24 protein-coding genes and 1 riboswitch are annotated in these 20,959 nt (G+C 72.7%); of the genes, 11 read left to right on the forward strand and 13 right to left on the reverse strand.

Annotated features, from left to right (window positions below):
• Positions 1–53: 53 nt before the first annotated feature.
• The 8 genes from AOQ37_RS22615 to AOQ37_RS22650 all read right to left on the reverse strand — a co-directional run bounded on the left by AOQ37_RS22615 (position 54) and on the right by AOQ37_RS22650 (position 7,267).
• Positions 54–1,586, reverse strand: a complete 1,533-nt coding sequence (locus tag AOQ37_RS22615) for an alpha/beta hydrolase (RefSeq protein ID WP_374701538.1) — start codon at positions 1,584–1,586, stop codon at positions 54–56.
• A gap of 187 nt (positions 1,587–1,773) precedes the next feature.
• A complete protein-coding gene (locus AOQ37_RS22620; protein ID WP_062646421.1) occupies positions 1,774–2,532 on the reverse strand; it encodes an urease accessory protein UreD in 759 nt (252 codons plus the stop codon).
• A 1-nt stretch (position 2,533) separates the two neighbouring features.
• Positions 2,534–3,211, reverse strand: coding sequence for an urease accessory protein UreG (gene ureG / locus AOQ37_RS22625; protein ID WP_062646422.1), 678 nt, complete (start codon positions 3,209–3,211; stop codon positions 2,534–2,536).
• Positions 3,212–3,350: 139 nt separating this feature from the next.
• Positions 3,351–4,025, reverse strand: coding sequence for an urease accessory protein UreF (locus AOQ37_RS22630; protein WP_062646423.1), 675 nt, complete (start codon positions 4,023–4,025; stop codon positions 3,351–3,353).
• 34 nt (positions 4,026–4,059) lie between these two features.
• Positions 4,060–5,781, reverse strand: coding sequence for an urease subunit alpha (locus AOQ37_RS22635; RefSeq protein WP_062646424.1), 1,722 nt, complete (start codon positions 5,779–5,781; stop codon positions 4,060–4,062).
• Positions 5,774–6,085, reverse strand: coding sequence for an urease subunit beta (locus AOQ37_RS22640; protein ID WP_062646425.1), 312 nt, complete (start codon positions 6,083–6,085; stop codon positions 5,774–5,776). The genes AOQ37_RS22635 and AOQ37_RS22640 overlap by 8 nt, the downstream gene beginning before the upstream one ends.
• A gap of 10 nt (positions 6,086–6,095) precedes the next feature.
• Entirely contained in the window at positions 6,096–6,398 is a 303-nt protein-coding gene (locus tag AOQ37_RS22645) for an urease subunit gamma (protein WP_062646426.1), read from the reverse strand.
• A gap of 581 nt (positions 6,399–6,979) precedes the next feature.
• Entirely contained in the window at positions 6,980–7,267 is a 288-nt protein-coding gene (locus AOQ37_RS22650) for a type II toxin-antitoxin system Phd/YefM family antitoxin (RefSeq protein WP_062646427.1), read from the reverse strand.
• Between the two features lie 86 nt (positions 7,268–7,353).
• Between AOQ37_RS22650 and AOQ37_RS40500 the strand changes: the two genes are divergently transcribed.
• From AOQ37_RS40500 to AOQ37_RS22660, 3 genes are all read left to right on the forward strand, one after another.
• Complete coding sequence (locus tag AOQ37_RS40500) at positions 7,354–7,512, forward strand: hypothetical protein (RefSeq protein ID WP_159401367.1); 159 nt, start codon at positions 7,354–7,356, stop codon at positions 7,510–7,512.
• A 7-nt stretch (positions 7,513–7,519) separates the two neighbouring features.
• A complete protein-coding gene (locus AOQ37_RS22655; RefSeq protein WP_062646428.1) occupies positions 7,520–7,825 on the forward strand; it encodes a hypothetical protein in 306 nt (101 codons plus the stop codon).
• 421 nt (positions 7,826–8,246) lie between these two features.
• Positions 8,247–8,389, forward strand: a riboswitch (cyclic di-AMP (ydaO/yuaA leader).
• 3 nt (positions 8,390–8,392) lie between these two features.
• On the forward strand, positions 8,393–8,866 hold the full coding sequence (locus AOQ37_RS22660) for a C40 family peptidase (RefSeq protein ID WP_062646429.1): 474 nt from the start codon (positions 8,393–8,395) through the stop codon (positions 8,864–8,866).
• Positions 8,867–8,930: 64 nt separating this feature from the next.
• On the opposite strand, the gene AOQ37_RS22665 is transcribed toward AOQ37_RS22660, so the two are convergent.
• Positions 8,931–9,413: an ATP-binding protein gene (locus tag AOQ37_RS22665; RefSeq protein ID WP_062646430.1), complete on the reverse strand. Its 483-nt coding sequence runs from the start codon at positions 9,411–9,413 to the stop codon at positions 8,931–8,933.
• Between the two features lie 213 nt (positions 9,414–9,626).
• On the opposite strand from AOQ37_RS22665, the gene AOQ37_RS22670 reads away from it, so the two are divergent.
• Both AOQ37_RS22670 and AOQ37_RS22675 read left to right on the forward strand, forming a co-directional pair.
• On the forward strand, positions 9,627–10,487 hold the full coding sequence (locus AOQ37_RS22670) for a helix-turn-helix domain-containing protein (RefSeq protein WP_062646431.1): 861 nt from the start codon (positions 9,627–9,629) through the stop codon (positions 10,485–10,487).
• Between the two features lie 9 nt (positions 10,488–10,496).
• Positions 10,497–10,751 carry a DUF397 domain-containing protein gene (locus AOQ37_RS22675; protein WP_062646432.1) on the forward strand — a complete coding sequence of 85 codons (255 nt, stop codon included), beginning with the start codon at positions 10,497–10,499 and terminating at the stop codon, positions 10,749–10,751.
• A 41-nt stretch (positions 10,752–10,792) separates the two neighbouring features.
• Here the strand turns inward: AOQ37_RS22675 and AOQ37_RS22680 are convergent, their stop codons facing one another.
• Positions 10,793–11,920, reverse strand: coding sequence for an 8-amino-7-oxononanoate synthase (locus AOQ37_RS22680; RefSeq protein ID WP_062646433.1), 1,128 nt, complete (start codon positions 11,918–11,920; stop codon positions 10,793–10,795).
• A 147-nt stretch (positions 11,921–12,067) separates the two neighbouring features.
• On the opposite strand from AOQ37_RS22680, the gene bioB reads away from it, so the two are divergent.
• The 3 genes from bioB to bioD are packed head-to-tail and all read left to right on the forward strand — an operon-like array spanning position 12,068 to position 15,340.
• Positions 12,068–13,333 carry a biotin synthase BioB gene (gene bioB, locus AOQ37_RS22685; RefSeq protein ID WP_062646434.1) on the forward strand — a complete coding sequence of 422 codons (1,266 nt, stop codon included), beginning with the start codon at positions 12,068–12,070 and terminating at the stop codon, positions 13,331–13,333.
• Positions 13,326–14,615 (forward strand): adenosylmethionine--8-amino-7-oxononanoate transaminase, encoded by a 1,290-nt coding sequence (locus AOQ37_RS22690; RefSeq protein WP_062646435.1) that lies wholly within the window; start codon positions 13,326–13,328, stop codon positions 14,613–14,615. Before bioB ends, AOQ37_RS22690 begins: the two co-directional genes overlap by 8 nt.
• A 2-nt stretch (positions 14,616–14,617) precedes the next feature.
• Complete coding sequence (gene bioD, locus AOQ37_RS22695; protein WP_062646584.1) at positions 14,618–15,340, forward strand: dethiobiotin synthase; 723 nt, start codon at positions 14,618–14,620, stop codon at positions 15,338–15,340.
• Here bioD and AOQ37_RS22700 read toward each other — a convergent pair.
• Positions 15,337–17,715: a helix-turn-helix transcriptional regulator gene (locus AOQ37_RS22700; RefSeq protein WP_063781175.1), complete on the reverse strand. Its 2,379-nt coding sequence runs from the start codon at positions 17,713–17,715 to the stop codon at positions 15,337–15,339. The two genes, bioD and AOQ37_RS22700, sit on opposite strands and share 4 nt — an antisense overlap.
• A gap of 114 nt (positions 17,716–17,829) precedes the next feature.
• Between AOQ37_RS22700 and AOQ37_RS22705 the strand changes: the two genes are divergently transcribed.
• Complete coding sequence (locus tag AOQ37_RS22705) at positions 17,830–18,516, forward strand: esterase/lipase family protein (RefSeq protein ID WP_062646436.1); 687 nt, start codon at positions 17,830–17,832, stop codon at positions 18,514–18,516.
• Between the two features lie 123 nt (positions 18,517–18,639).
• A complete protein-coding gene (locus AOQ37_RS22710; protein ID WP_062646437.1) occupies positions 18,640–19,326 on the forward strand; it encodes a class I SAM-dependent methyltransferase in 687 nt (228 codons plus the stop codon).
• Here the strand turns inward: AOQ37_RS22710 and AOQ37_RS22715 are convergent.
• Positions 19,321–19,695, reverse strand: a complete 375-nt coding sequence (locus AOQ37_RS22715; protein ID WP_062646438.1) for a hypothetical protein — start codon at positions 19,693–19,695, stop codon at positions 19,321–19,323. The two genes, AOQ37_RS22710 and AOQ37_RS22715, sit on opposite strands and share 6 nt — an antisense overlap.
• Before the next feature lie 4 nt (positions 19,696–19,699).
• Positions 19,700–19,942: a toxin-antitoxin system, antitoxin component gene (locus AOQ37_RS22720; RefSeq protein ID WP_062646439.1), complete on the reverse strand. Its 243-nt coding sequence runs from the start codon at positions 19,940–19,942 to the stop codon at positions 19,700–19,702.
• Between the two features lie 147 nt (positions 19,943–20,089).
• On the opposite strand from AOQ37_RS22720, the gene AOQ37_RS22725 reads away from it, so the two are divergent.
• Positions 20,090–20,956: an ABC transporter ATP-binding protein gene (locus AOQ37_RS22725; RefSeq protein WP_062646440.1), complete on the forward strand. Its 867-nt coding sequence runs from the start codon at positions 20,090–20,092 to the stop codon at positions 20,954–20,956.
• Positions 20,957–20,959 lie beyond the last annotated feature (3 nt).

Genomic DNA, 20,959 nt, shown 5'->3' on the forward strand with positions numbered 1-20,959 from the left:
GGAAAGGGCGGCCGGATCGCTCCGGCCGCCCTTCGCTGTCCTACGGGGTGGTGCTACGGCTTGGGCGTGGCGTGCGGCGCGCAGGTCACGTCCGCGGAGTCCAGCTTGCCGGTGAGGAGGTAGGCGTCCACCCGCGAGTTGACGCAGGTGTTCACCAGGCCGGTGACGCCGTGGGAGCCGGCGTCCTTCTCGGTGATCAGACGGGAGCCCTTGAAGCGCTTGTGCAGTTCGACGGCGCCCTCGTACGGGGTGGCCGCGTCATCCGTGGACTGCACGATGAGCACCTGCGGCAGGCCCTTGTGGGTCTTGACGTCCACCGGGGTCTGCTGCTGGACCGGCCAGAAGGCGCACGGCAGGTTCATCCAGGCGTTGGCCCAGGTCATGAACGGGTAGTCCTTGTGGAGCCGCGTGTTGTCGCTGTTCCACTTCCGCCAGCTGGTCGGCCACTTGGCGTCGGTGCACTCGACGGCGGTGTAGACGGCGTTGCCGTTCTCCGAGGAGATGTTGCCGGCCGTGTCGGTCAGGTCCGGGGCGGCCGCGTCGACGATCGCCTGGGTGTCTCCCGCGAAGTACTTGCTGAAGACCGTGGCGACCGGGACCCACGAGGAGTCGTAGTACGGGGCGCTCTGGAAGAACGAGATCAGCTCGGCCGGGCCGACGATCCCGCCGATGGGGTTCTTCTTCGCGGTGGCGCGCAGTTCGAGCCACTTGGCCTGGACGGCGGCACGGGTGGTGCCGAGGTGGAAGGTGGCGTCATTGGCGGCGACCCAGTCCTCCCAGTCCTTCCAGCGGCCCTCGAAGGCGACGTCCTGGTCGAGGTTGGCCTCGTACCAGATCTTCTCCCGGGAGGGGTTGACCACGCTGTCGACGACCATGCGGCGCACATGGCCCGGGAACATGGTGCCGTAGACCGCGCCGATGTAGGTGCCGTAGGAGACACCCAGGTAGTTGAGCTTCTTCTCGCCCAGTGCGGCCCGGATGACGTCCAGGTCGCGGACGGTGTTCGGGGTGGTCATCTGCGCCAGCACGGCCTTGCCGCTGCGCTCGGCGCACCCGTCCGCGTACTCACGGGCGAGCTTGATCTGGCCGAGCTTGTCGGCCTCGCTGTCCGGGACCGGGTCGGCCTTCGGCGCCTTGACGAACTCCTGCGGGTCGATGCAGGAGATGGGCGCGGAGTGGCCGACACCGCGCGGGTCGAAGCCCACGAAGTCGTAGGCCTTCGCCACGTTGGTCCAGACGGGGGCCTTGGTGGTGACGCGGCGCGGGAAGCGCAGGCCCGAGCCGCCGGGACCGCCGGGGTTGTAGACGAGCGCGCCCTGGCGCTCCGCGGCCGTGCCCGTGTTGCCGATGCGGTCGACGGCCAGCTTGATCTGCTTGCCGTTCGGCTTGGCGTAGTCCAGCGGCACGGTGACCCAGCCGCACTGGATCGGCTTCTCCAGGCCCCAGTCGGCGGGACAGTCCTGCCAGTCGATGCCGGCCTTGCCGGCCCGCTCCGCCGCGAGCGCGGCACCGCGCGCCTCGCGGTCCTGGCCCGACCGGTCGCTCGTCGCGCTCGCCGTGGGCGCCGTGAAAGCGCCGGCGAGCATCGTCGCGGCGACGAGCACGCCTGCCGAGCCGAGCGCCGTGGTGCGCTTGTTGGGTCGTATGTCCTTCAAGTGGGAACTCCCCCTACCTGGTTATGGCGGCAGAGGGATCCTCGCGGCTGTGAGGCACCTGAGAAAAGGTGTCGTTGACCTTCTTTGCCAATCCGATAACCGGAAAGTGATGTACCGCTCACCGGATGTCGACATGGGTGAGCGCCTCGTCCAACGCCCGCCGCAGCCGCAGCGCGTCGGGCGCGACGGCGCTGACGAGGGTGGCGGGCCCGGCCAGCGGCATGACCCGGGCGTACTCGCCGACACTGCGTGCGGCCGTGGGCGCTCGATGGAACTCCGGGCGCACGACTACGAGTTGCCCCACCGCACGGTACCCCGCGAGGACGGCGGGCCCGTCCCAGCCGCCGGGTGCGCCGGGCCCGCAGGCCAGTTCCTGATCGAGGACGACCCGCCCCGCGACCCGCACGGTGAGCCGACTGGTCAGCCTCCCCGGCTCCTCCCCCACCCGGCCGAGCACCTGCTCCTCGCGCAGCACGAGCCGGGCGTCCGCCCCGAGGTCGGCCCGTGTGGTGACGAACAGGTCGCTTCCCTTGGCGGAGATCAACTGCTCGGGCATCCACCGGAGTTCGCCGCCGTCGGCGACCGCGAGACGGACGTCGTAGTGGGCCTCGTCCTTGGTCTGTCCGGGCAGGGCGATGGTGGCGGCCGCCGAACCGACGTGCAGCCGGGCGCCGTTGCCGACCTCGGCCTCGACGGCGAAGCGGTCGCCGCCGAGCGGTCCGCTCATCGCGCCGACGAGCAGCACGCGGGCCTCCTCGCCGGTGCCGCGGGTGCGCCGCAGGGCGAGCGGTCCGTCGCTCTCGAGGACGGGCAGGGCGGTGCCTCCGCGTCCGTCGGCCCTCGCCCCGATCCGCGCGGTCGCGTGCACTCCGCTCATGTCACGCCGTCCAGGCGGCGATCCGCGCCCGGACCCACGCGGCGACATCGGCGACCCCGGCCTCGCCGCGCAACGACTGGAAGACGACCGGGAGTTCGGCCCGCTGGGCCTTGGCGTCGGCGGCCATCCGGGCCAGGTCGGAGCCGACGTACGGCGCGAGGTCGGTCTTGTTGACGACGAGCAGATCCGCGGTGGTGACGCCGGGGCCGCCCTTGCGCGGGATGTCGTCGCCGCCCGCGACGTCGATGACGAAGACCTGCGCGTCCACCAGGCCCTTGGAGAAGGTGGCGGTGAGGTTGTCCCCGCCGGACTCGACGAGGATCAGGTCCAGCGGCCCGACCTCGTCCTCCAGATCCTCCACCGCCTCGAGGTTGGCGGAGATGTCGTCCCGGATCGCCGTGTGCGGACAGGCGCCCGTCTCGACGGCCGTGATCCGCTCGGGCGGCAGCACCGCTTCCCGGAGCAGGAACTCGGCGTCCTCGCGGGTGTAGATGTCATTGGTGACGACGGCGAGGGACAGTTCGTCGCGCAGGGCCCTGCACAGGGCGGCGACGGTGGCGGTCTTGCCGGATCCGACGGGACCGCCGAGCCCGATCCGCAGGGCGCGGCGTGAACCGTCCGCCCGGCGCGCGTCGGCGCCGACGGCGGCGGGCCCGTGGTGGGAGTGGTCGAGATGCACAACGGCTCCTGTTCGCCCGGGCTGGGTGATGCAGCCCGTCCGGAGTTCGAGGACGAGGCCCGTTTCAGGGCCGAACGGGGTATGGGGGGGGCGGCGCCCCCGGGGTCGGGAACGGGAAGATGCGGCGGGGCGGGAATCCTCACGAGGCGAACAGCCGCACCGGCCAGCCGGCATGCACCTCCGCCCCGATCTCCAGCAGCGGCGCCGAAGCCGCCGGCAGCACGTCGACACCCTGGGTCGGCGCGGCCGTCCCGCAGGACACCGCCCGGTCGACCACCCGGTCCAGCTCCGGCGCCAGCCGGGCCAGCACGCCGGTCGCCGCGAACGGGTCGAGGCCGAGCAGCCGCACCACGGCCGTCGCCGGTCCGCTCACACTCTCGTAGACCGCGCAGTACGCCGCGTCCGCCGCGCCGAGCCCGGCCGCCCGCGCGGTCAGCCCCAGCACCACCGGCTGATGCGCCCCCGCGGGGAACTCCCCCGCCAGGGCGTCGAGTTCGGCGCTCGGCCAGGTCGCGCGGGCGGCCCGCATCAGCTGCCGGCCCAGTTTCCTGGCGGTCAGCCGCAGTGCCGGGGACGGGGTGCGGGCGTCGGCCGCCGCGTCCAGCTCCGCCGGGTCGGCGCCGGCCGCGGCGGCGGCCGCCAGCGCCGCCGTCACCACGCCCGCGGTGTGCAACCTCCCCCGCAGGAAGGCCTCCAGGCCGGTCACACCGGTGATCCGACCCGCCTTGACGGCCTCCTCCGCCCCGCCGGAGTGCGCGTGGCCTCCGGCGGGGAAGCGGCCGTCGGCCAGGACGAGCAGTGCTGCCCTTGTCACATCGAGGTCCTCAGAACAGAGATGGGCACCGGCATCAGAACAGGAAGTAGCGCTGTGCCATGGGCAGTTCGGCGGCCGGGGTCGCCTCGACCAGTTCCCCGTCGATGTGCACGGCGAAGCTGTCGGGGTCGACCCGGACCCGCGGCCGGGCGTCGTTCTCCCGCATGTCCGCCTTGGTCACCGCGCGGGTGGACTCGATGGCGACGAACCTCTTGCCCAGCTGCACCCGCTCCGGCAGTCCGTCCTCGATCGCCAGCGGCGCCACGAAGTTGAACGAGTTGGACGCGGGCGCCCGGCCGATCGCGCCGTACATCGGACGCGGCAGGATCGGCTGCGGCGTCGGGATCGAGGCGTTGGCGTCGCCCATCTGCGCGTACGCGATCTGCCCGCCCTTGATGACGAGGTGCGGCTTGACGCCGAAGAACGCCGGCTCCCACAGCACCAGGTCGGCGAGCTTGCCTCCCTCGACCGACCCGATCTCGCGGGCCAGGCCCTGGGCGAGCGCCGGGTTGATCGTGTACTTGGCGATGTAGCGGCGCACCCGGTGGTTGTCCGCCGGGCCGTCGCCCGGCAGCGATCCCCTGCGCCGCTTCATGACGTGTGCCGTCTGCCAGGTGCGCAGGACGACCTCGCCGACCCGGCCCATGGCCTGCGCGTCGGACGAGATGATCGAGATCGCCCCGAGGTCGTGCAGGACGTCCTCGGCGCCGATCGTCGACGGACGGATGCGCGACTCGGCGAACGCCAGGTCCTCGGGGACCGCGGGGTTGAGGTGGTGGCACACCATCAGCATGTCGAGGTGTTCCTCGGCGGTGTTCACGGTGTACGGCCGCGTCGGGTTCGTCGAACTCGGCAGCACGTGCGGCTCGGAGACCACCGTCATGATGTCCGGCGCGTGTCCGCCGCCCGCGCCCTCGGTGTGGTACGCGTGGATGCCGCGTCCGGCGATCGCGGCGAGCGTGTCGCCGACGAACCCGGCCTCGTTGAGGGTGTCCGTGTGGATCGCGACCTGGATGCCGGTCCGGTCGGCGACGGTCAGCGCGGCGTCGATGACGGCCGGCGTCGAGCCCCAGTCCTCGTGCAGCTTCAGCCCGAGCGCCCCGCCCCGGATCTGCGAGAGCATCGCGTCCTGCGAGACGGTGTTGCCCTTGCCGAGGAAGCCGATGTTCAGCGGGTACTGCTCCATCGCCTCCAGCATCCGCGCGAGGTGCCACGGGCCGGGCGTCACGGTGGTCGCCTTCGAACCCTCGGCCGGCCCGGTGCCGCCGCCGACCAGCGTGGTGACCCCGGCGGACAGCGCCTCGTCGGCGATCTGCGGACAGATGAAGTGGACGTGCGCGTCGACCGCGCCGGCCGTCAGGATCCGTCCGTTGCCGGCGATGATCTCGGTCTCCGGGCCGATGACCAGGTCCGGGTGGACCCCGTCCATCGTGTCGGGGTTGCCGGCCTTGCCGATGCCGGTGATGCGCCCGTCGCGGATGCCGACGTCGGCCTTCACCACACCCCAGTGGTCGACGACGACCGCGCCCGTGATGACGGTGTCGGGCGTGCCGTCCGCGCGGGTGGCGCGGGACTGGCCCATGGACTCACGGATGACCTTGCCGCCGCCGAACACCGCCTCCTCACCGGCGAGTCCGGGGCCGCCGCAGCGGTCCTCCTCGATCTCGATCAGCAGGTCGGTGTCGGCGAGCCGGATGCGGTCGCCGGTCGTCGGGCCGAACAGGTCGGCGTACGCGGCACGCGAGATCTCAGGCATCGAGGGCACCTCCGGTCTCCCCGCGCAGACCGGGCACGACCCGGGCGCCGGCGAGGGGGACGAGTTCGACGTCGACGGGGATGCCCGGCTCGAAGCGCACCGCGGTGCCGGCGGCGACGTTCAGCCGCTTGCCGTGCGCGGCGGCGCGGTCGAACTCCAGGCCCGGGTTGGCCTCGGCGAAGTGGTAGTGGGAGCCGACCTGGACGGGCCGGTCGGCGGCGTTGAGAACGGTGAGCCGGGTGACCTCGCGGCCCTCGTTGTAGACGACCGGCTCGTCGGCGAAGAGGATCTCTCCGGGAATCATCGCTGTCCCCTCAGACGATCGGGTCGTGGACGGTGACGAGCTTGGTGCCGTCCGGGAAGGTGGCCTCGACCTGGACGTCGTGGATCATCTCGGGGATGCCCTCCATGACGTCGTCGCGGGTGAGCAGCTTGCGGCCGGAGGCCATCAGCTCGGCCACCGTACGGCCGTCCCGCGCGCCTTCGAGGAGGTGCGAGGTGATGAGGGCCACGGCCTCCGGGTGGTTGAGCCTGAGCCCGCGGGCCCGGCGCTTCTCGGCGACGTCGGCCGCCACGTGGATCAGCAGCCTCTCCTGCTCGTGCGGGGTCAGTTGCACGTCCCACCTCACATCCTCGCTCCGGACCGTGCGGGGCCCGGTTGCCGCGGCCACGGGAAAAGACCCTGGTGGCATGGACCGGCAGGCTAGTTGGACCGCATTTCGAGCAAGTTAACCGAGCTGTGACCGGTTCAGGCCCACGACGGCGGGGGCCACACACTCGTCGACGCGCGCGGCCCGTCCCGCGCCACCTCCACCGGGACGGGCCCGTACGGCGACTGCTGGACGAGGAAGTCCGGCGCCACGGAGATCCTCGTGCGGGCCGCGGGATCGGGCGTCGTATCGGAGCGCGTCGTCCCTCGTCGTATCGGCGCGCGTCGTCCCGGCCTCCTGACGGGCGACGCCGATCCGCCCCCTGCCTCGCGCACCCGCCCGGCAACCCTCGCTCGGGACACCGCGCGACCGGAGAGGGACCGGCCCGGCACGAGGGCGCCTTCGCGATCCGTCACCAGGCCGGCCGAACGGACGCCGGCGCGGCCGTGGAGGACCGGGCCGTATACGGCGCGGCGGCCGTCACCGCCCGAGGAGCCCGAGCCGCTGACCACCTCGGCCGCGAGCCGAGTGTGCGCGGCGCGTGCGCCCTACGACGGATTCGGCCGCCGGTACTCCGCCGTGACCCCGAACCGGTGCTGTTCGCGGGGAGCGGACGCGACCCCCCGCACGGTGGTCACCGAGCTGATCACCGGCTCGTCCACGGCCCTGTCGAGCGCGTCGAGATCGTCGAGCCGCTCCAGGTCGGCGGCGGAGACGAGGGCGACGAGAGGCTTGCCGTGCCGGGTCACGACGACCCGTTCACCGCCGTACACGACGCGGTTGATCAGGTCGGCGAGTTCAGCCCTGGCTTGCGTCACCGGAATCTCGTAGGCCATACACCCATTCTAACGTCACGTACGCCCTGTACATTTTTTACAGATCCTGTCGGACGCTGGCGTCAGACGCAGAAGGAGGGGCTCCGATGAACCGACCGTCCGCCCGTCATGTCCCGCCCGAGCGCACGAGCTTCGGGCAGTGGACCATGGATCCGTGCACCGCCCGGGAGGCCGTGGAGTACGGCCCGGTGGACGGGATCGTCCCCGGCCGCAGGACCCCGGCCGGCCCGGCCGGCGGGAGGTGAGCCGCCGATGGTGCCCGAGCTGCCGCCACTGCCCGCGCTGACCCGCGCGGAGGCCGAGCTGATCGACGGTTACCTCGACGTGGTGGACATGCTCGGCCGGATCAACCCCGCCCACCACGGGGACACCTACCGCGGACTGCGCGCCGCGCAGGCGCTGGTGGCCAAGGCGACGGCGCTGCGGTACGCGCTGACGCTGATGCACCAGCGGGGCGAGAACGAGCTGCACGCGCCCACGCTCGCGCGGGCGCTGCGCGTCCTGGACGGGGAGCGCCGTACCGCGCGGGTCACACTGCCCCCGCTCGCCGAGAGTTGACCCGGCCGGCCCCCCTCCGGTCCGGGTCGCGCGCGGCCAGGACGCGACGACCGCACCGGAGTTGAAACGACCCATAAGGCGTACCCCCGTTCGGCAGAGCGTCTACTGGTTCCCCGGACACCCCGAAGTTGCGCAAATGGGGCACTCCGCGGGCCGAACGGGGGGCGTCACCGCTGGTGGGAGGCCTTCCGGCGGTTCGACACCTGATCGTCCATCAGAGTGTTCACCCGAACAGGTGAGTGGTGAGTAACCCCACAAATCCCCGGTTCCGTTGGGATTTTCGGACATCGGTGAGCCAAGATCCCTGACTGACGACAAGCCCCCGCCACAAGCGGCGGGGCGGTCCGGGCGGACGCCGAGTCCTGCCGCCGCCCGGATGACCGGTCGACAGGAGTGCATCGGCAGGAGTGGAGGACCCAAGCACGACGGGTCGCCGGGACGGTCGTCTCCGTAGGAGAGACGCCGGACCGAGCAGCCCTTGGGGTGAAGCCGCAGCAGCGGCCGGGCAACTTCGCCAGCCCGAATCCGACAGGTCATCCTTCACAGGCGGCTGACGAAGGGTTGCGCATGACTGCGCTCAATCGTGTCCCGTCGCTCATGGCCCGGGCCGGTACGGCCTCGGCTTTCGCCATCGCCGCCGTGGGCGGCTCGGTCGTGGTCCCGGGGCTCGCCCCGGACGCCGCGGCCGCCACACCGGCGACGAAGGCGCTCCAGATCGCGGCTTCCAAGAAGGGTGCACCGTACAAGTACGGGGCCACGGGTCCGAAGAGGTTCGACTGCTCGGGGCTCACGCTGTACTCGTTCAAGAAGGCGGGCAAGAGCCTGCCGCGCACGGCGGCCCAGCAGTACAACAAGACGAAGCACATCAAGGCATCCAGCCGCAAGGCGGGCGACCTCGTGTTCTTCCACTCGGGCTCGAACGTGTACCACGTCGGGATCTACGCGGGTAAGGGCAAGATCTGGCACTCGCCGAAGACCGGCGACGTGGTGAAGCTCCAGAAGATCTGGACCAAGAGCGTCTGGTACGGGCGGGTCCGCTAGGGCAGTCCGCGCCCCGGTCGCGGGGCTGGTCCTCCCGGGGAGGTGGGGGCGTCCTGACGCGCCTTCACCGCCCCGGGAGCTCACCGTCCGCCGGAGCCGTCAGGGCCCCGGCCACCGGCTCCGCCGCCGCGGCGGCCCACGGGAGCTCCACGGTGACCGTCTTGCCCCCTTCGCGGGTGGGCATCACTCTCAGCCTGCCGCCGTACTCCGCGGTGAGCCAGCGAATGATCACCATGCCTCGGCCGTTGTCCTGCTGGACGGCGGCCGGCAGTCGTTTGGGGAAGCGCGGATGGCTGTCGGTGACCCCGACGCGCAGGTGTTCGTCACGGTCGAGGACGAGGTCCACCGTGAAGGTGGGTGACTGCCCGAAGGTGTGCTGTACGGCGTTGGTGGCGAGTTCCGAGACGATCAGCCGGACGGCGTCGGCCATCTCGGTGTCCGCCGGCAGACCCCATTCCCCGAGTGCGCCGGCCACGAAGACGCGGGCCGTGGAGACCGAAGCGGGATCGCTCGGCAGAGTGACGGATGCTTCCAGGTGATCTGCCATGGCGACGTCGTCCCTTTCCCACGGGACCGGGAGCCCGACACGGTGTGGATGGTTCGAGTACGGTCCCGGACTGGTGCTTCTCCGCCAGACTGCCATTACCGCGTCGGTCACGGGTGGGATCCACCAAGATATGCATATATCTGTCGCCCAATGCGGTGAACTCTGCGACGGCAGAGCGTATTTGGTCGGCCCGATAGGAGTAAGGAGGAGCCCATGCAGCACGGTCCCGCGGTGCGCCGCCGAAAGCTGGGCGCCGAACTGCGCAATCTGCGCGCCCGGGCGGGACTCACCAGTGGTGAGGCGGCCCGGCTCGTGGGCTGGCACCAGTCCAAGGTGAGCCGCATAGAGACCGGTATCAGTGGATCGAAACCGGCCGATGTGCGGTTACTCCTCGACGCCTACGGTGTAGCGGATCCGCAACTGCGGGATCTGATGATGGCGTTGGCGGCCGCCGACGGCAGTGGCGGCCGGGACCACTGGTGGCACGCCTACCGCGGGGTGCTGCCGCCCGCCTACCGGGACTTCATCAGTCTGGAGTCGCAGGCGAGCGCGATGCGCACCCTGGAGACCACGGTGGTGCCGGGGCTGCTCCAGACGCGGGAGTACGCCCGCGCGGTGACCAGGGCCGCCGTGGAGGGGAGCGACGAGGATCAGCTCGACACCCTGGTGGAGGTGCGGCTGGCCCGCCAGGACGTGCTGCGCGCGCAGCCGCCGCTGGAGCTGTGCGCGGTGCTCGACGAGGCGGTGCTACGGCGGGAGGTGGGCGGGCCCGAGGTGATGGCACGACAGCTCGGCCGACTCGTGGAGGCCGCGCGATTGCCCCAAGTTCGGCTCCAGGTACTGCCGTTCGCGGCCGGAGCCCATATCGGGGTAACTGGCCCTTTCGTTATCTTCTCATTTTCGCGCACTTCTGATCTGGATGTTGTCGTTCTCGACCACTTGACGAGTAGCCTCTATCTCGAACGGAAAGAAGACCTCCAGGCCTACACCGAGGCCTTCAACGCCCTTCGGGCGCACGCCCTTTCGCCCGGGGACTCATCGGATTACATCGCCGCGATAGCCGACGGCGCGTAAGGAGGCACCATGTCCGCACCACCGCGGAACGTACCTTCCAGTACCGATCCCGACCGGCTCCCGGATGTGCGATGGCTGCGCAGCAGCTACAGCACGGGAGCGAACAACTGTGTGGAGACGGCCCGGCCGGCCTCCGGCCCCTGGGCCGGTCTGCTCGCCGTGCGCGACTCCAAGGACCCGGCCGGACCCGCCCTGCTCTTCTCCCCCGAGAGCTGGTCGGGCTTCACAGCCGTGTTCGCGGGCCCGCCGACCGCACCGGAGTAGCCGAAGCGGTCAGCGGCGGTCCACGGCCGTGTCACGCCGACTCATGGTCGTGTTTCGCCGATCACCCGTACAGCACGTTCCAGCTCGGCCCCGGAGAGGTCCGCACGAGCGGTCAGCCTGAGACGTGAGATGCCGTCGGGCACGGAGGGAGGACGGAAGCAGCCCACGGCCAGGCCTGCCGACCGGCAGTCCGCCGCCCAGCGCAGGGCCCCCTCCGGGGACGGCGCACGCACGGAGACGACCGCGGCGTCCGGACGCACCGCCGCCAGGCCCGCGGCCGTCAGCCGCGCGTGCAGCTCCCCCGCCACCGCACGCGCACGCGCCGCGCGTCCCGGCTCCCGGCGCAGCAGCCTGAGGGCGGCCAGCGCCGCGCCCGCCGCCGCCGGGGCCAGACCCGTGTCGAAGATGAACGTCCGGGCCGCGTTCACCAGATGCTCGATCACCCGCGCGGGACCCAGCACGGCGCCGCCCTGGCTGCCCAGCGACTTGGACAGCGTCACGGTGACGACGACGTCGTGGGCGCCCGCCAGACCCGCCGCGCGGGGCGCGCCCTGCCCGCCGTCCCCGAGCACACCGAGCCCGTGGGCGTCGTCGAGGACCAGCCCGGCGCCGTGCTCCCGGCAGGCGGCCGCCAGGGCGGCCAGCGGGGCTGCGTCGCCGTCGACCGAGAAGACCGTGTCGGAGACGGCCACCGCCGGGCCGTCGTGCGTGCCGAGCGCCTTGCGCACCGCGTCCGGGTCGGCGTGCCCGACGACCTGGGTGGCGCCGCGGGCCAGCCGGCAGCCGTCGATGAGGGAGGCGTGGTTGCCCGCGTCGGAGACGATGAGCGAGCCGTGCGGGGCCAGCGCGGTGACCGCTGCCAGGTTGGCCGCGTACCCGGAGGAGAACACGAGGGCCGCCTCGAAGCCGCAGTGCTCGGCGAGTTCCCGCTCCAGCTCGCCGTGCAGCTCGGTGGTGCCCGTGACGAGCCGGGAGCCGGTCGCGCCGCCGCCCCAGGTCCTGGCGGCCGCCGCGGCGCCCTCGATGACCTCGGGATGGCGGGCGAGCCCCAGGTAGTCGTTGCTCGCGAGGTCCAGGAGCGGTGACTCGGCCGGGCGGGGCCGCAGGGTCCGTACGAGTCCGGCCCGGCGCCGCAGCTCCGCCTGCTCGTCGATCCAGCCGAACGCCATGGGTCCTCCGGGCTTTTGTAGGTAGCGGACAGACACTAGCGGCCCGGCCGCCCACCCACGGTGTGGCAATACCCACACGTCGAACCCGGTGTGTTGTGTGATCCCTACCTTGGCCCGGAGCGGGTGCGTAGGACAGGATCGGCTCTCATGGACCTGCTGAACACGCTGGTGGACAAGGGGCTTCGGCGCGAGCTGCCGACCCGCGAGGAAGCGTTGGCCGTGCTGGCCACCTCCGACGACGACGTGCTGGACGTGGTGGCCGCGGCCGGCCGGGTGCGCCGGCAGTGGTTCGGGCGACGGGTGAAGCTCAACTACCTCGTCAACCTCAAGTCGGGGCTGTGCCCCGAGGACTGCTCCTACTGCTCCCAGCGGCTCGGCTCCACGGCCGGGATCCTCAAATACACCTGGCTCAAGCCGGAGGAGGCCTCGCAGGCGGCGGCCGCGGGGCTGGCCGGCGGGGCCAAACGGGTGTGCCTGGTGGCGTCCGGGCGCGGTCCGACCGACCGTGACGTCGACCGGGTCGCCGGCACCATCAAGGCGATCAAGGACCAGAACGAGGGCGTCGAGGTCTGTGCCTGTCTGGGCCTGCTCTCCGACGGCCAGGCCGAGCGGCTGCGCGAGGCGGGCGCCGACGCCTACAACCACAACCTGAACACCTCCGAGGGCACGTACGGGGAGATCACGACCACGCACACGTACGCCGACCGGGTGGACACGGTGCAGAAGGCGCACGCGGCGGGCCTGTCGGCGTGCTCGGGCCTGATCGCCGGCATGGGCGAGTCCGACGAGGACCTGGTGGACGTCGTCTTCTCGCTGCGCGAGCTGGACCCGGACTCCGTGCCGGTCAACTTCCTCATCCCGGTCGAGGGCACCCCGCTCGCCAAGGAGTGGAACCTCACCCCGCAGCGCTGTCTGCGCATCCTGGCGATGGTGCGGTTCGTCTGCCCGGACGTCGAGGTGCGGATCGCGGGCGGACGCGAGGTCCATCTGCGCACCATGCAGCCGCTCGCGCTGCACCTGGCCAACTCGATCTTCCTGGGCGACTACCTCACGACCGAGGGCCAGGCCGGCAAGGCCGACCTGGAGATGATCGCGGACGCCGGGTTCGAGGTGGAGGGCGCCGGGCAGGTCACCCTGCCGGAGCACCGGGTCACGGCGGGCGGTGGCTGCGGGTCCCACGACGGTGGCGGCTGCGGGTCCCACGACGGCGGTGGCTGCGGCTCGCACGGGGACACCGGATGCGGCTCGCACGAGGGCGGCGGTGTGTGCGGCTCGGTCCCGGCCGCGGCCCCGGCCCCGGCCGCGGCCGCGGCCCCGGCCGCCGCGACGGCCGCGACGGTCGGCGAGGCACGTACGGACCTGGTCGCCGTACGCCGCCGTGGCGCCGGTACCGATCTCGCGCCCAATGCCTGAGCGGCGGCCGCTCGGTGTGCCCGAGCTGATCGAGCTCGACCGGCGCCATGTGTGGCATCCGTACGGTCCGATGCCCGGCCGGGTCGACCCGCTCGTCGTGGAGTCGGCCGGCGGGGTACGGCTGCGGCCGGCCGACGGTTCGGGCGAACTGGTCGACGGCATGGCGTCCTGGTGGTCGGCGATCCACGGCTACAACCACCCGGTGCTCAACGAGGCCGTGCGCGAGCAGCTGGGCCGGATGAGTCATGTGATGTTCGGCGGGCTCACCCACGAGCCCGCCGTCCGGCTGGCGAAGCTCCTTGTCGACATGTCGCCCGACGGTCTGGAGCATGTCTTCCTCGCCGACTCCGGCTCGGTCTCGGTCGAGGTCGCGGTGAAGATGTGCCTCCAGTACTGGCGCTCGCTGGGGCGCCCGGCCAAGGGGCGCCTGCTGACCTGGCGCGGCGGCTACCACGGCGACACCTGGCAGCCGATGTCCGTCTGCGATCCCGAGGGCGGGATGCACGACCTGTGGACCGGGGTGCTGCCCCGGCAGGTCTTCGTGGAAGCGCCGCCGGTGGAGTTCGACGAGGCGTACGCCGAGCTGCTGCGCGAGACGATCGGGCGGCACGCCGACGAACTGGCCGCGGTGATCGTGGAGCCGGTGGTGCAGGGCGCGGGCGGGATGCGGTTCCACTCCCCCGGTTACCTGCGGGTGCTGCGCGAGGCGTGCGACGCGCACGACGTGCTGCTGGTGTTCGACGAGATCGCGACCGGTTTCGGGCGCACGGGTGCGCTGTTCGCGGCGGAGCACGCCGCGGTGACGCCGGATGTGATGTGCGTCGGCAAGGCGCTGACCGGCGGCTATCTGACGATGGCGGCGACACTGTGCACGTCCCGGGTGGCCGACGGGATCTCGCGGGGCGAGGTGCCGGTCCTGGCGCACGGGCCCACGTTCATGGGCAACCCGCTGGCCGCGGCCGTCGCCTGCGCCTCCATCGAGCTGCTGCTCGGGCAGGACTGGCTCGCCGAGGTCAAGCGGATCGAGACGGGGCTGCGGGACGGGCTCGCCGAGGCGGCGGAGATCCCGGGCGTGCGGGACATACGCGTCCTGGGTGCGATCGGCGTCGTCCAGCTCGACCACCCGGTGGACATGGCGGCCGCCACCCGGGCCGCCGTGCGCGAGGGCGTCTGGCTGCGGCCGTTCCGCGATCTGATCTACACGATGCCGCCGTACGTCACCGGTGACGCGGACGTGGCACGGATCGCGCGCGCGGTGTGCGCCGCGGCGCGGGAGGGATGAAGATGCCGATCCTGGTGATCACGGGGACGGGCACGGAGGTCGGCAAGACCGTCACGACGGCCGCGGTCGCCGCGTCCGCGCTCGCGGCGGGACGGTCGGTGGCCGTCCTCAAGGCCGCGCAGACCGGGGTACGACCGGACGAGGGCGGGGACGCCGACGAGGTGGCCCGGCTCGCGGGCGCGGTGACGACGGCCGAACTGGCCCGTTATCCGGAGCCGTTGGCGCCGGCGACGGCAGCGCGCAGGGCGGGTCTGCCGGCGGTGCGGCCGCAGGACGTGGCGCAGGCGGCGCAGAAGCTGGCCGCCGAGCACGACCTGGTGCTCGTCGAGGGTGCGGGCGGGCTGCTCGTGCGGTTCGACGAGGCGGGCGGGACACTGGCCGACGCCGCGCAACTGCTGCGGGCTCCGGTGCTGGTGGTGGCCACGGCGGGTCTCGGCACGCTGAACACCACGGAGCTGACGGCCCGTGAACTGCGGCGCCGGGGAGTGGAGTTGCTGGGGGTCGTCATCGGCAGTTGGCCCGAATCCCCCGATCTGGCGTCCCGTTGCAATGTCGTGGATCTGCCGGAGGTGGCCGGGGCTCCCCTGCTGGGGGCTCTGCCGTCGGGCTCCGGCGCTCTCGCACCGGCCGAGTTCCGTGCCGTGGCGCCCGGTTGGCTGGCACCACGGCTGGACGGGATCTGGGAGGCGGAGACCTTCCGGGAACGGACCGGTTCGGGGTCCTAGCCGTCGTCCGTGTCCGTTTCCGCGAGCAGGCGTACGAGTTCGATGCGGGAGCGGATGTCGAGGCGGGTGAAGACGCCGCGCAGGTGGTGGTCGATGGTGCGGGGGCTGAGGGCGAGGCGGGCGGCGATCTCCCGGTTCGTGGCGCCGTCGGCCGCCATCCGGGCCACCAGGAGCTGCTGGGCGGTCAGGTGGGCCGTCGGGCGCCGGTCGCCGCGGGCGGGGGCCGCGGGGGCGCCGAGCGCGCGCAGTTCGGCGCGGGCGCTCTCGGCGCAGTGCGGGGCGTCGAAGGACTCGAATGCCTCCATGGCGCTGCGCAGCCGGTCGCGGGCCTCCGTGCGCCGGCGCAGCCTGCGCAACGCGCTGCCGAACAGCATCTCGGTGCGGGCCCGTTCGAAGGCTCGGGTTCCCTCGGCGTGCAGCCGGAGGGCCGTGCGGTAGTGCTCCAGGGCGTCGGCTCCCGGCGTGAGCAGCGCCCGGCAGCGGGCGCTGAGGGCCAGGTCGTCGGCGCTGCCGACGGCGATCGCCCAGCGGTCGTAGTCGGCGTGCGCGGCGCGCGCCACGCGGGTCTCGCCGGTGCGGACGGCGGCCTCGACGTAGTGCGGGGTGGCCAGGTGGCGGATGGCCCGGTGGCCGTGGCCCGGCCCCGAGGCGGCCAGCGCGCGCAGCCGGGCCGCGGCGGCGTCGTAGCGGCCCGAGCCCAGGTCGAGGAAGGCGAGCGCCCACTGCGCGAGGGCGGCGGGCAGGCCCAGGGCGTGGGCGAGGGCGTAGGACCGGGCGGCCGCGGCCCGCTCCCGGCACAGTTCCTCGTCGCCGGTGAGCGCGGCGAACATCGCCAGGGCGGCCTGGAGATGGCAGGCGCCGTTGTCCTGCCCGGTGGCGTATGCCTGTCGGAGGGCGTCCAGCGCGGTGGCCTCGGCAGCGCGCGGGCGGCCGGTCCAGAAGTCGGCGTAGGCGCGGAACTCCATGGCCTGGGACACGGTGGCGGTGACGCCCCGGGCGCGGGCAGCGGCGGCCGCCCGGACCGTGGCGGTGGCCGCGCGGGTGTGGTCGCCGAGCATCAGCGCGGCGATGCCCGCGTGCAGCAGGAGGGTGGGGTCGCCGCCCGGACCGCACCGCCCGGCGGTGGCCTCCAGCAGGTCGCGCGCGTCCTCGTACCGTCCCTCGACGGCGGCGGCGATCCCGCCGAGCACCCCGGGCGGTCCGACGCCCGACTGCCCCGCGACGAGCGTGGCTTCCCGGCATCGACGCAGATCACCGGTGTAGACGGCGGCTTCGGCGGCCCGGGCCAGGAAGTGGGTGACGGGGGCGGCGCCGGAGCCGCCGCAGGAGGCGTCTGAGGGAGCGGCGGAGGTGAGGGTGGAGGCGTCTGAGGGAGCAGGGGAGGTGACGGGGGCGGCGTCTGAGGGAGCGGCGGAGGTGACGGGGGGAGCGGCGGCGGCGGTGTTCCGGTTCGGTGACGGGCCGCCGGGCGCGGGCCGCGTCCCGGCCGCCCGTGACACCCGCGCCGCCCGCGCCGCCTCGGCCAGCAGCGCGTCGAACGCCTCTCCCGCGTGTCCGGTCCGCAGCGCGAGGATGCCGGTGAGGGCCTCGGCGTCGGTGCGGGCGGCCAGGGCGCGGGCCCGGTCGCCGTCACCGCGGTGCCAGGCGTCGGTCGCCGCCTGGGTGAGGAGCCGGGACCGTTCGCCCGGGTCCGTGCAGAGCGCGGCGGCGCGTTCGGCGAGGGCGCCGGAGAGCGCCGGGTCGCCGACGGCGCGCGCCCGGCCGGCCGCCGCCGTGAGCTCCGCGACGAGCCGTGCGCTGGGCCCGAGGGCTCCGGCGCCCCGGTGCCAGGAGCGCCGGGGCCCCTCCCCCGGGCCGTGCAGGACGCGGGCGAGCAGCCGGTGCGCGTCGCGCCGGTCGGCCGGGGCGGCCGTCTCGTACGCGGCGATCCGGGTCCAGGCGTCGCGGAAGCCGACGCCGCCGGCCGTGGCACAGGCGATCCCGGCCGCCTCGGCCGCCTCGAGGGGCCGGGTGTCGAGCCGGGCGGCGGCGACGGCGCGCAAGAAGGCGTGGGTGGGCACCGGATGCTGGTCGGCGGCCGCCAGCAGGAGCACCAGCCGGGTGCCGTCGGGCAGCGCGCGGACCTCGCGGCGGCGGGCGCGCAGTGTCGCGGGGGCGAGCTCGGCGGGTTCGGCCGGCAGCGGGTCGAGGCCGGCGGCCTGCCGTTCGGTCAGCCCCGCGACGAGTTCGGCGGCGGCCCGCGGATCGCCGTGCACGAGACGCAGCACGCGGACGCGGACGCCTTCGGACAGCGGCGGGACCGGGCACGGCCGCGCACCCGGCGGCGCCGGTGGCGAAGTGCGGTCCAGCGACGGGGGGTTCACTCGTGTCACCACACAAGTGACGTTACTGGCGGGTTACTTGAACCGTAAAGACTGGCGATTTCACCGATGCGGCGCGCGTAGACCCGCCCGACACTCCTGGCAACCCCACACGTTTCAGGAGGCATCATGCAGCGCCACAAGCGTCGCATCGCCGCGGCTTTCTCGGCCGTGGTCTCTTCGCTCCTTCTGTCACTCTCGTTCGCCGCCCCCACAGCCCATGCCGCGACCCACAATCCGATCGTCTTCGTCCACGGCCTCAGCAGTTCCTCCAGCAGCTGGGACGAATGGGTCGCGGACTTCAAGGCCGACGGCTACACGGCCGCCGAGCTGGACGCCTGGACGTACAGCTGGACCCAGTCGAACGTCACGACCGCCTCGCAGCTCAACACCGAGATCAAGAACGTGCTGGCCAGAACCGGCGCGTCCAAGGTCGACGTGGTCGTCCACTCCATGGGCGCGCTGAGTTCGCGCTACTACCTCAAGAACCTCGGCGGCACGGCGTACGTGGACGACTTCGTCTCCGTCGCCGGTGTCAACCACGGGACGTCGGTCGCCTCGTGGTGCAGCTGGCTGTACACCTCCTGCTCCGAGATGGTCACCGGCAGTTCGTTCCTCACCTCGCTCAACTCCGGGGACGAGACCCCGGGCAGCGTGAACTACGCGGCCTACTGGTCGAACTGCGACTCGGCCATCGACCCGGACTCCTCGGCGCTGCTGAGCGGGGCCACCAACGTCGGCGTCGGATGCATCTCGCACACGGACATCAACAACGACTCCGGCGTATACGAACAGGTGCGTGCCTTCGTCCAGTAGCCAGGACAACCTCCGGCCGTTCGACTGTTCGACCGTTCGACCGGCGAGCAGCACGACAGCGGGGGTGCGGCGGGCCTGCGCGGGGGAGAATCCCGGTAGGCCCGTCCTGCCCGGGAGGTCGCCATGCCCCTGCGCTCCAGCCGCACCGCCCGCTCCACCAGGGTGCCCGGTGATGCCGTCCACCACCCGCTGTTCGCCCGCTGCTACGCCCGGCTCGGCGCGGCCGCGGAGACCCGGGCCGGTCTGGCCGCCGTACGCGACCAACTGCTCGTGGGTCTCTCCGGTCGGATCATCGAGATCGGCGCGGGCAACGGACTGAACTTCGCGCACTACCCGGCCGCCGTCTCGGAGGTCGTGGCGATCGAGCCCGAGCGCCATCTGCGCACGCTGGCGCTGGAGGCGGCCCGGAGCGCACAGGTGCCGGTGGACGTCGTGCCGGCCGTGGCGGAGGCGCTGCCCGTCAAGAGCGAGGCCTTCGACGGGGCGGTGGTCTCGCTGGTGCTGTGCAGCGTGCGGGACCTGCCCCGCACGCTCGGGGAGCTGCGGCGGGTGCTGCGGCCCGGCGGTGAGCTGCGGTTCTTCGAGCACGGACCGGGCGGAGGTCCGGCGATGCGGTTCACCCAGCGGGCGCTGGACCGGACGGTGTGGCCGACCCTGGCCGGCGGCTGTCACCTCACCCGGGACGCCCTCGACGCCCTGCGCGAGGCGGGATTCGAACTCGGCCCCTACCGTCGGCTGACCGTGCCGGAGAAGGGCCCCCGGTCCCCCGCCTCGTACTGCGTCCTCGGCCGGGCCCGCCGCCCCTCATAGGCTCCACCGGCGCAGTTCGCGCGCGATGTCGGACACCGACGCCTCCCCCGTCTTGACCAGCCGGGCCAGGTCGCGGACCTGTTCGGGCGAGGTGGCGACCTTCAGGCCGCTGGCGACGAGATAGGCGTACGCGACGGCGCAGGCGAACAGGGCGTTGGAGCGTTCCAGCGCGGGGACGTGGATGAGGAGCTGGAGCAGCGCGGCGGCGCGGGCCGGCGCGTCGTCGTAGACGGGGACGTCGAATATCTCGGCCTGGTGGCGGGCCACGGCGGCCACCAGCGCCCCCCAGTCGGTGACCTGGGGGTCTCCCGGGGTCTTCTGTTCGGCGAGCATGAGCAGCCAGGCGAGATCGATACGGAGATCGCTCAAGGGATCAGCGGCGACCTTCGCGCGTGCCGCCCTCGCGGTCGGCGCCGAACTCCTCCACGAAGACGGCCTCGTACTGCTTCATGAAGTCGCTGGCGGCCTCGACGAAGGTGTGGCCGACCTCGCCGGCGTCCTGTCTGACCAGCTCTTCTATGTAGCGGTTGACGCTCATGCCGCGGGCCGTCGCGCGCTCGCGGGCGGCTCGGGCCGTGCCCTCGTCCACGCGTACGTTCAGCTGGGTCTTCGCCATACTTCGACGCTAGCGCCGTGCCGCTAGCAACGGCAAGGGCGGCCGGGAAGCGAAAAGGGATACCGGGTGTGCGCCGGGTCACACTACGCTCGGCCCGCACAGACATCATCCGGTGACCGGCACGTCCGTACGAGCGAGGAGGCAGCCTTGTCCATACCTGCTGCGGAGCACGCACCCGGCCTGGCCTCGGCCGACGGGATCGCGGCCCGCGCCCGCGGTCTGACCAAGGCGTACGGCTCGGGCGAGACCACGGTGCTCGCCCTGGACTCGGTGGACGTGGGCATCGCGCGCGGCCGGTTCACCGCCGTCATGGGGCCGTCCGGGTCAGGGAAGTCGACCCTGATGCACTGCCTGGCGGGCCTCGACACGGTGTCGGCCGGTCAGGTGTGGATCGGCGACACCGAGATCACGGGGCTGAAGGACCGGGAACTGACCCGGCTGCGCCGGGACCGGATCGGGTTCATGTTCCAGTCGTTCAACCTGATCCCGACGCTGAACGCGGCCGAGAACATCACCCTGCCCATGGACATCGCGGGGCAGAAGCCCGACCAGAAGTGGCTGGACCAGGTGATCGACACGCTCGGCCTGCGGGACCGGCTCAAGCACCGGCCGTCGCAGCTGTCCGGCGGCCAGCAGCAGCGCGTGGCCTGCGCCCGGGCACTCGCCTCCCGCCCCGAACTGATCTTCGCCGACGAGCCGACCGGCAACCTGGACTCGCGCGCCGGGCTCGAGGTGCTCGCCTTCCTGCGGGAGGCCGTCGACGACCTCGGGCAGACCGTCGTGATGGTCACCCATGACCCCGGCGCCGCCGCCCACTCCGACCTGGTGCTCTTCCTCGCGGACGGGCGGATCGTGGACGAGATGGAGCGGCCGACGGCGGACGCGGTGCTGGAACGCATGAAGCGTTTCGACGTGATCCGCGCCCAGTCCGACGGGGAGAGCGCGGCCGGCAGCGCCCTCCCGGTCACCGACGCCGCCGCCCCCGCCCCCGGCACCGACGCCAAGGAGAAGTGACCC

Origin of the sequence: Streptomyces maremycinicus, assembly GCF_001184025.1 — a bacterium.
GTDB classification, from domain to species: Bacteria; Actinomycetota; Actinomycetes; order Streptomycetales; family Streptomycetaceae; genus Streptomyces; species Streptomyces maremycinicus.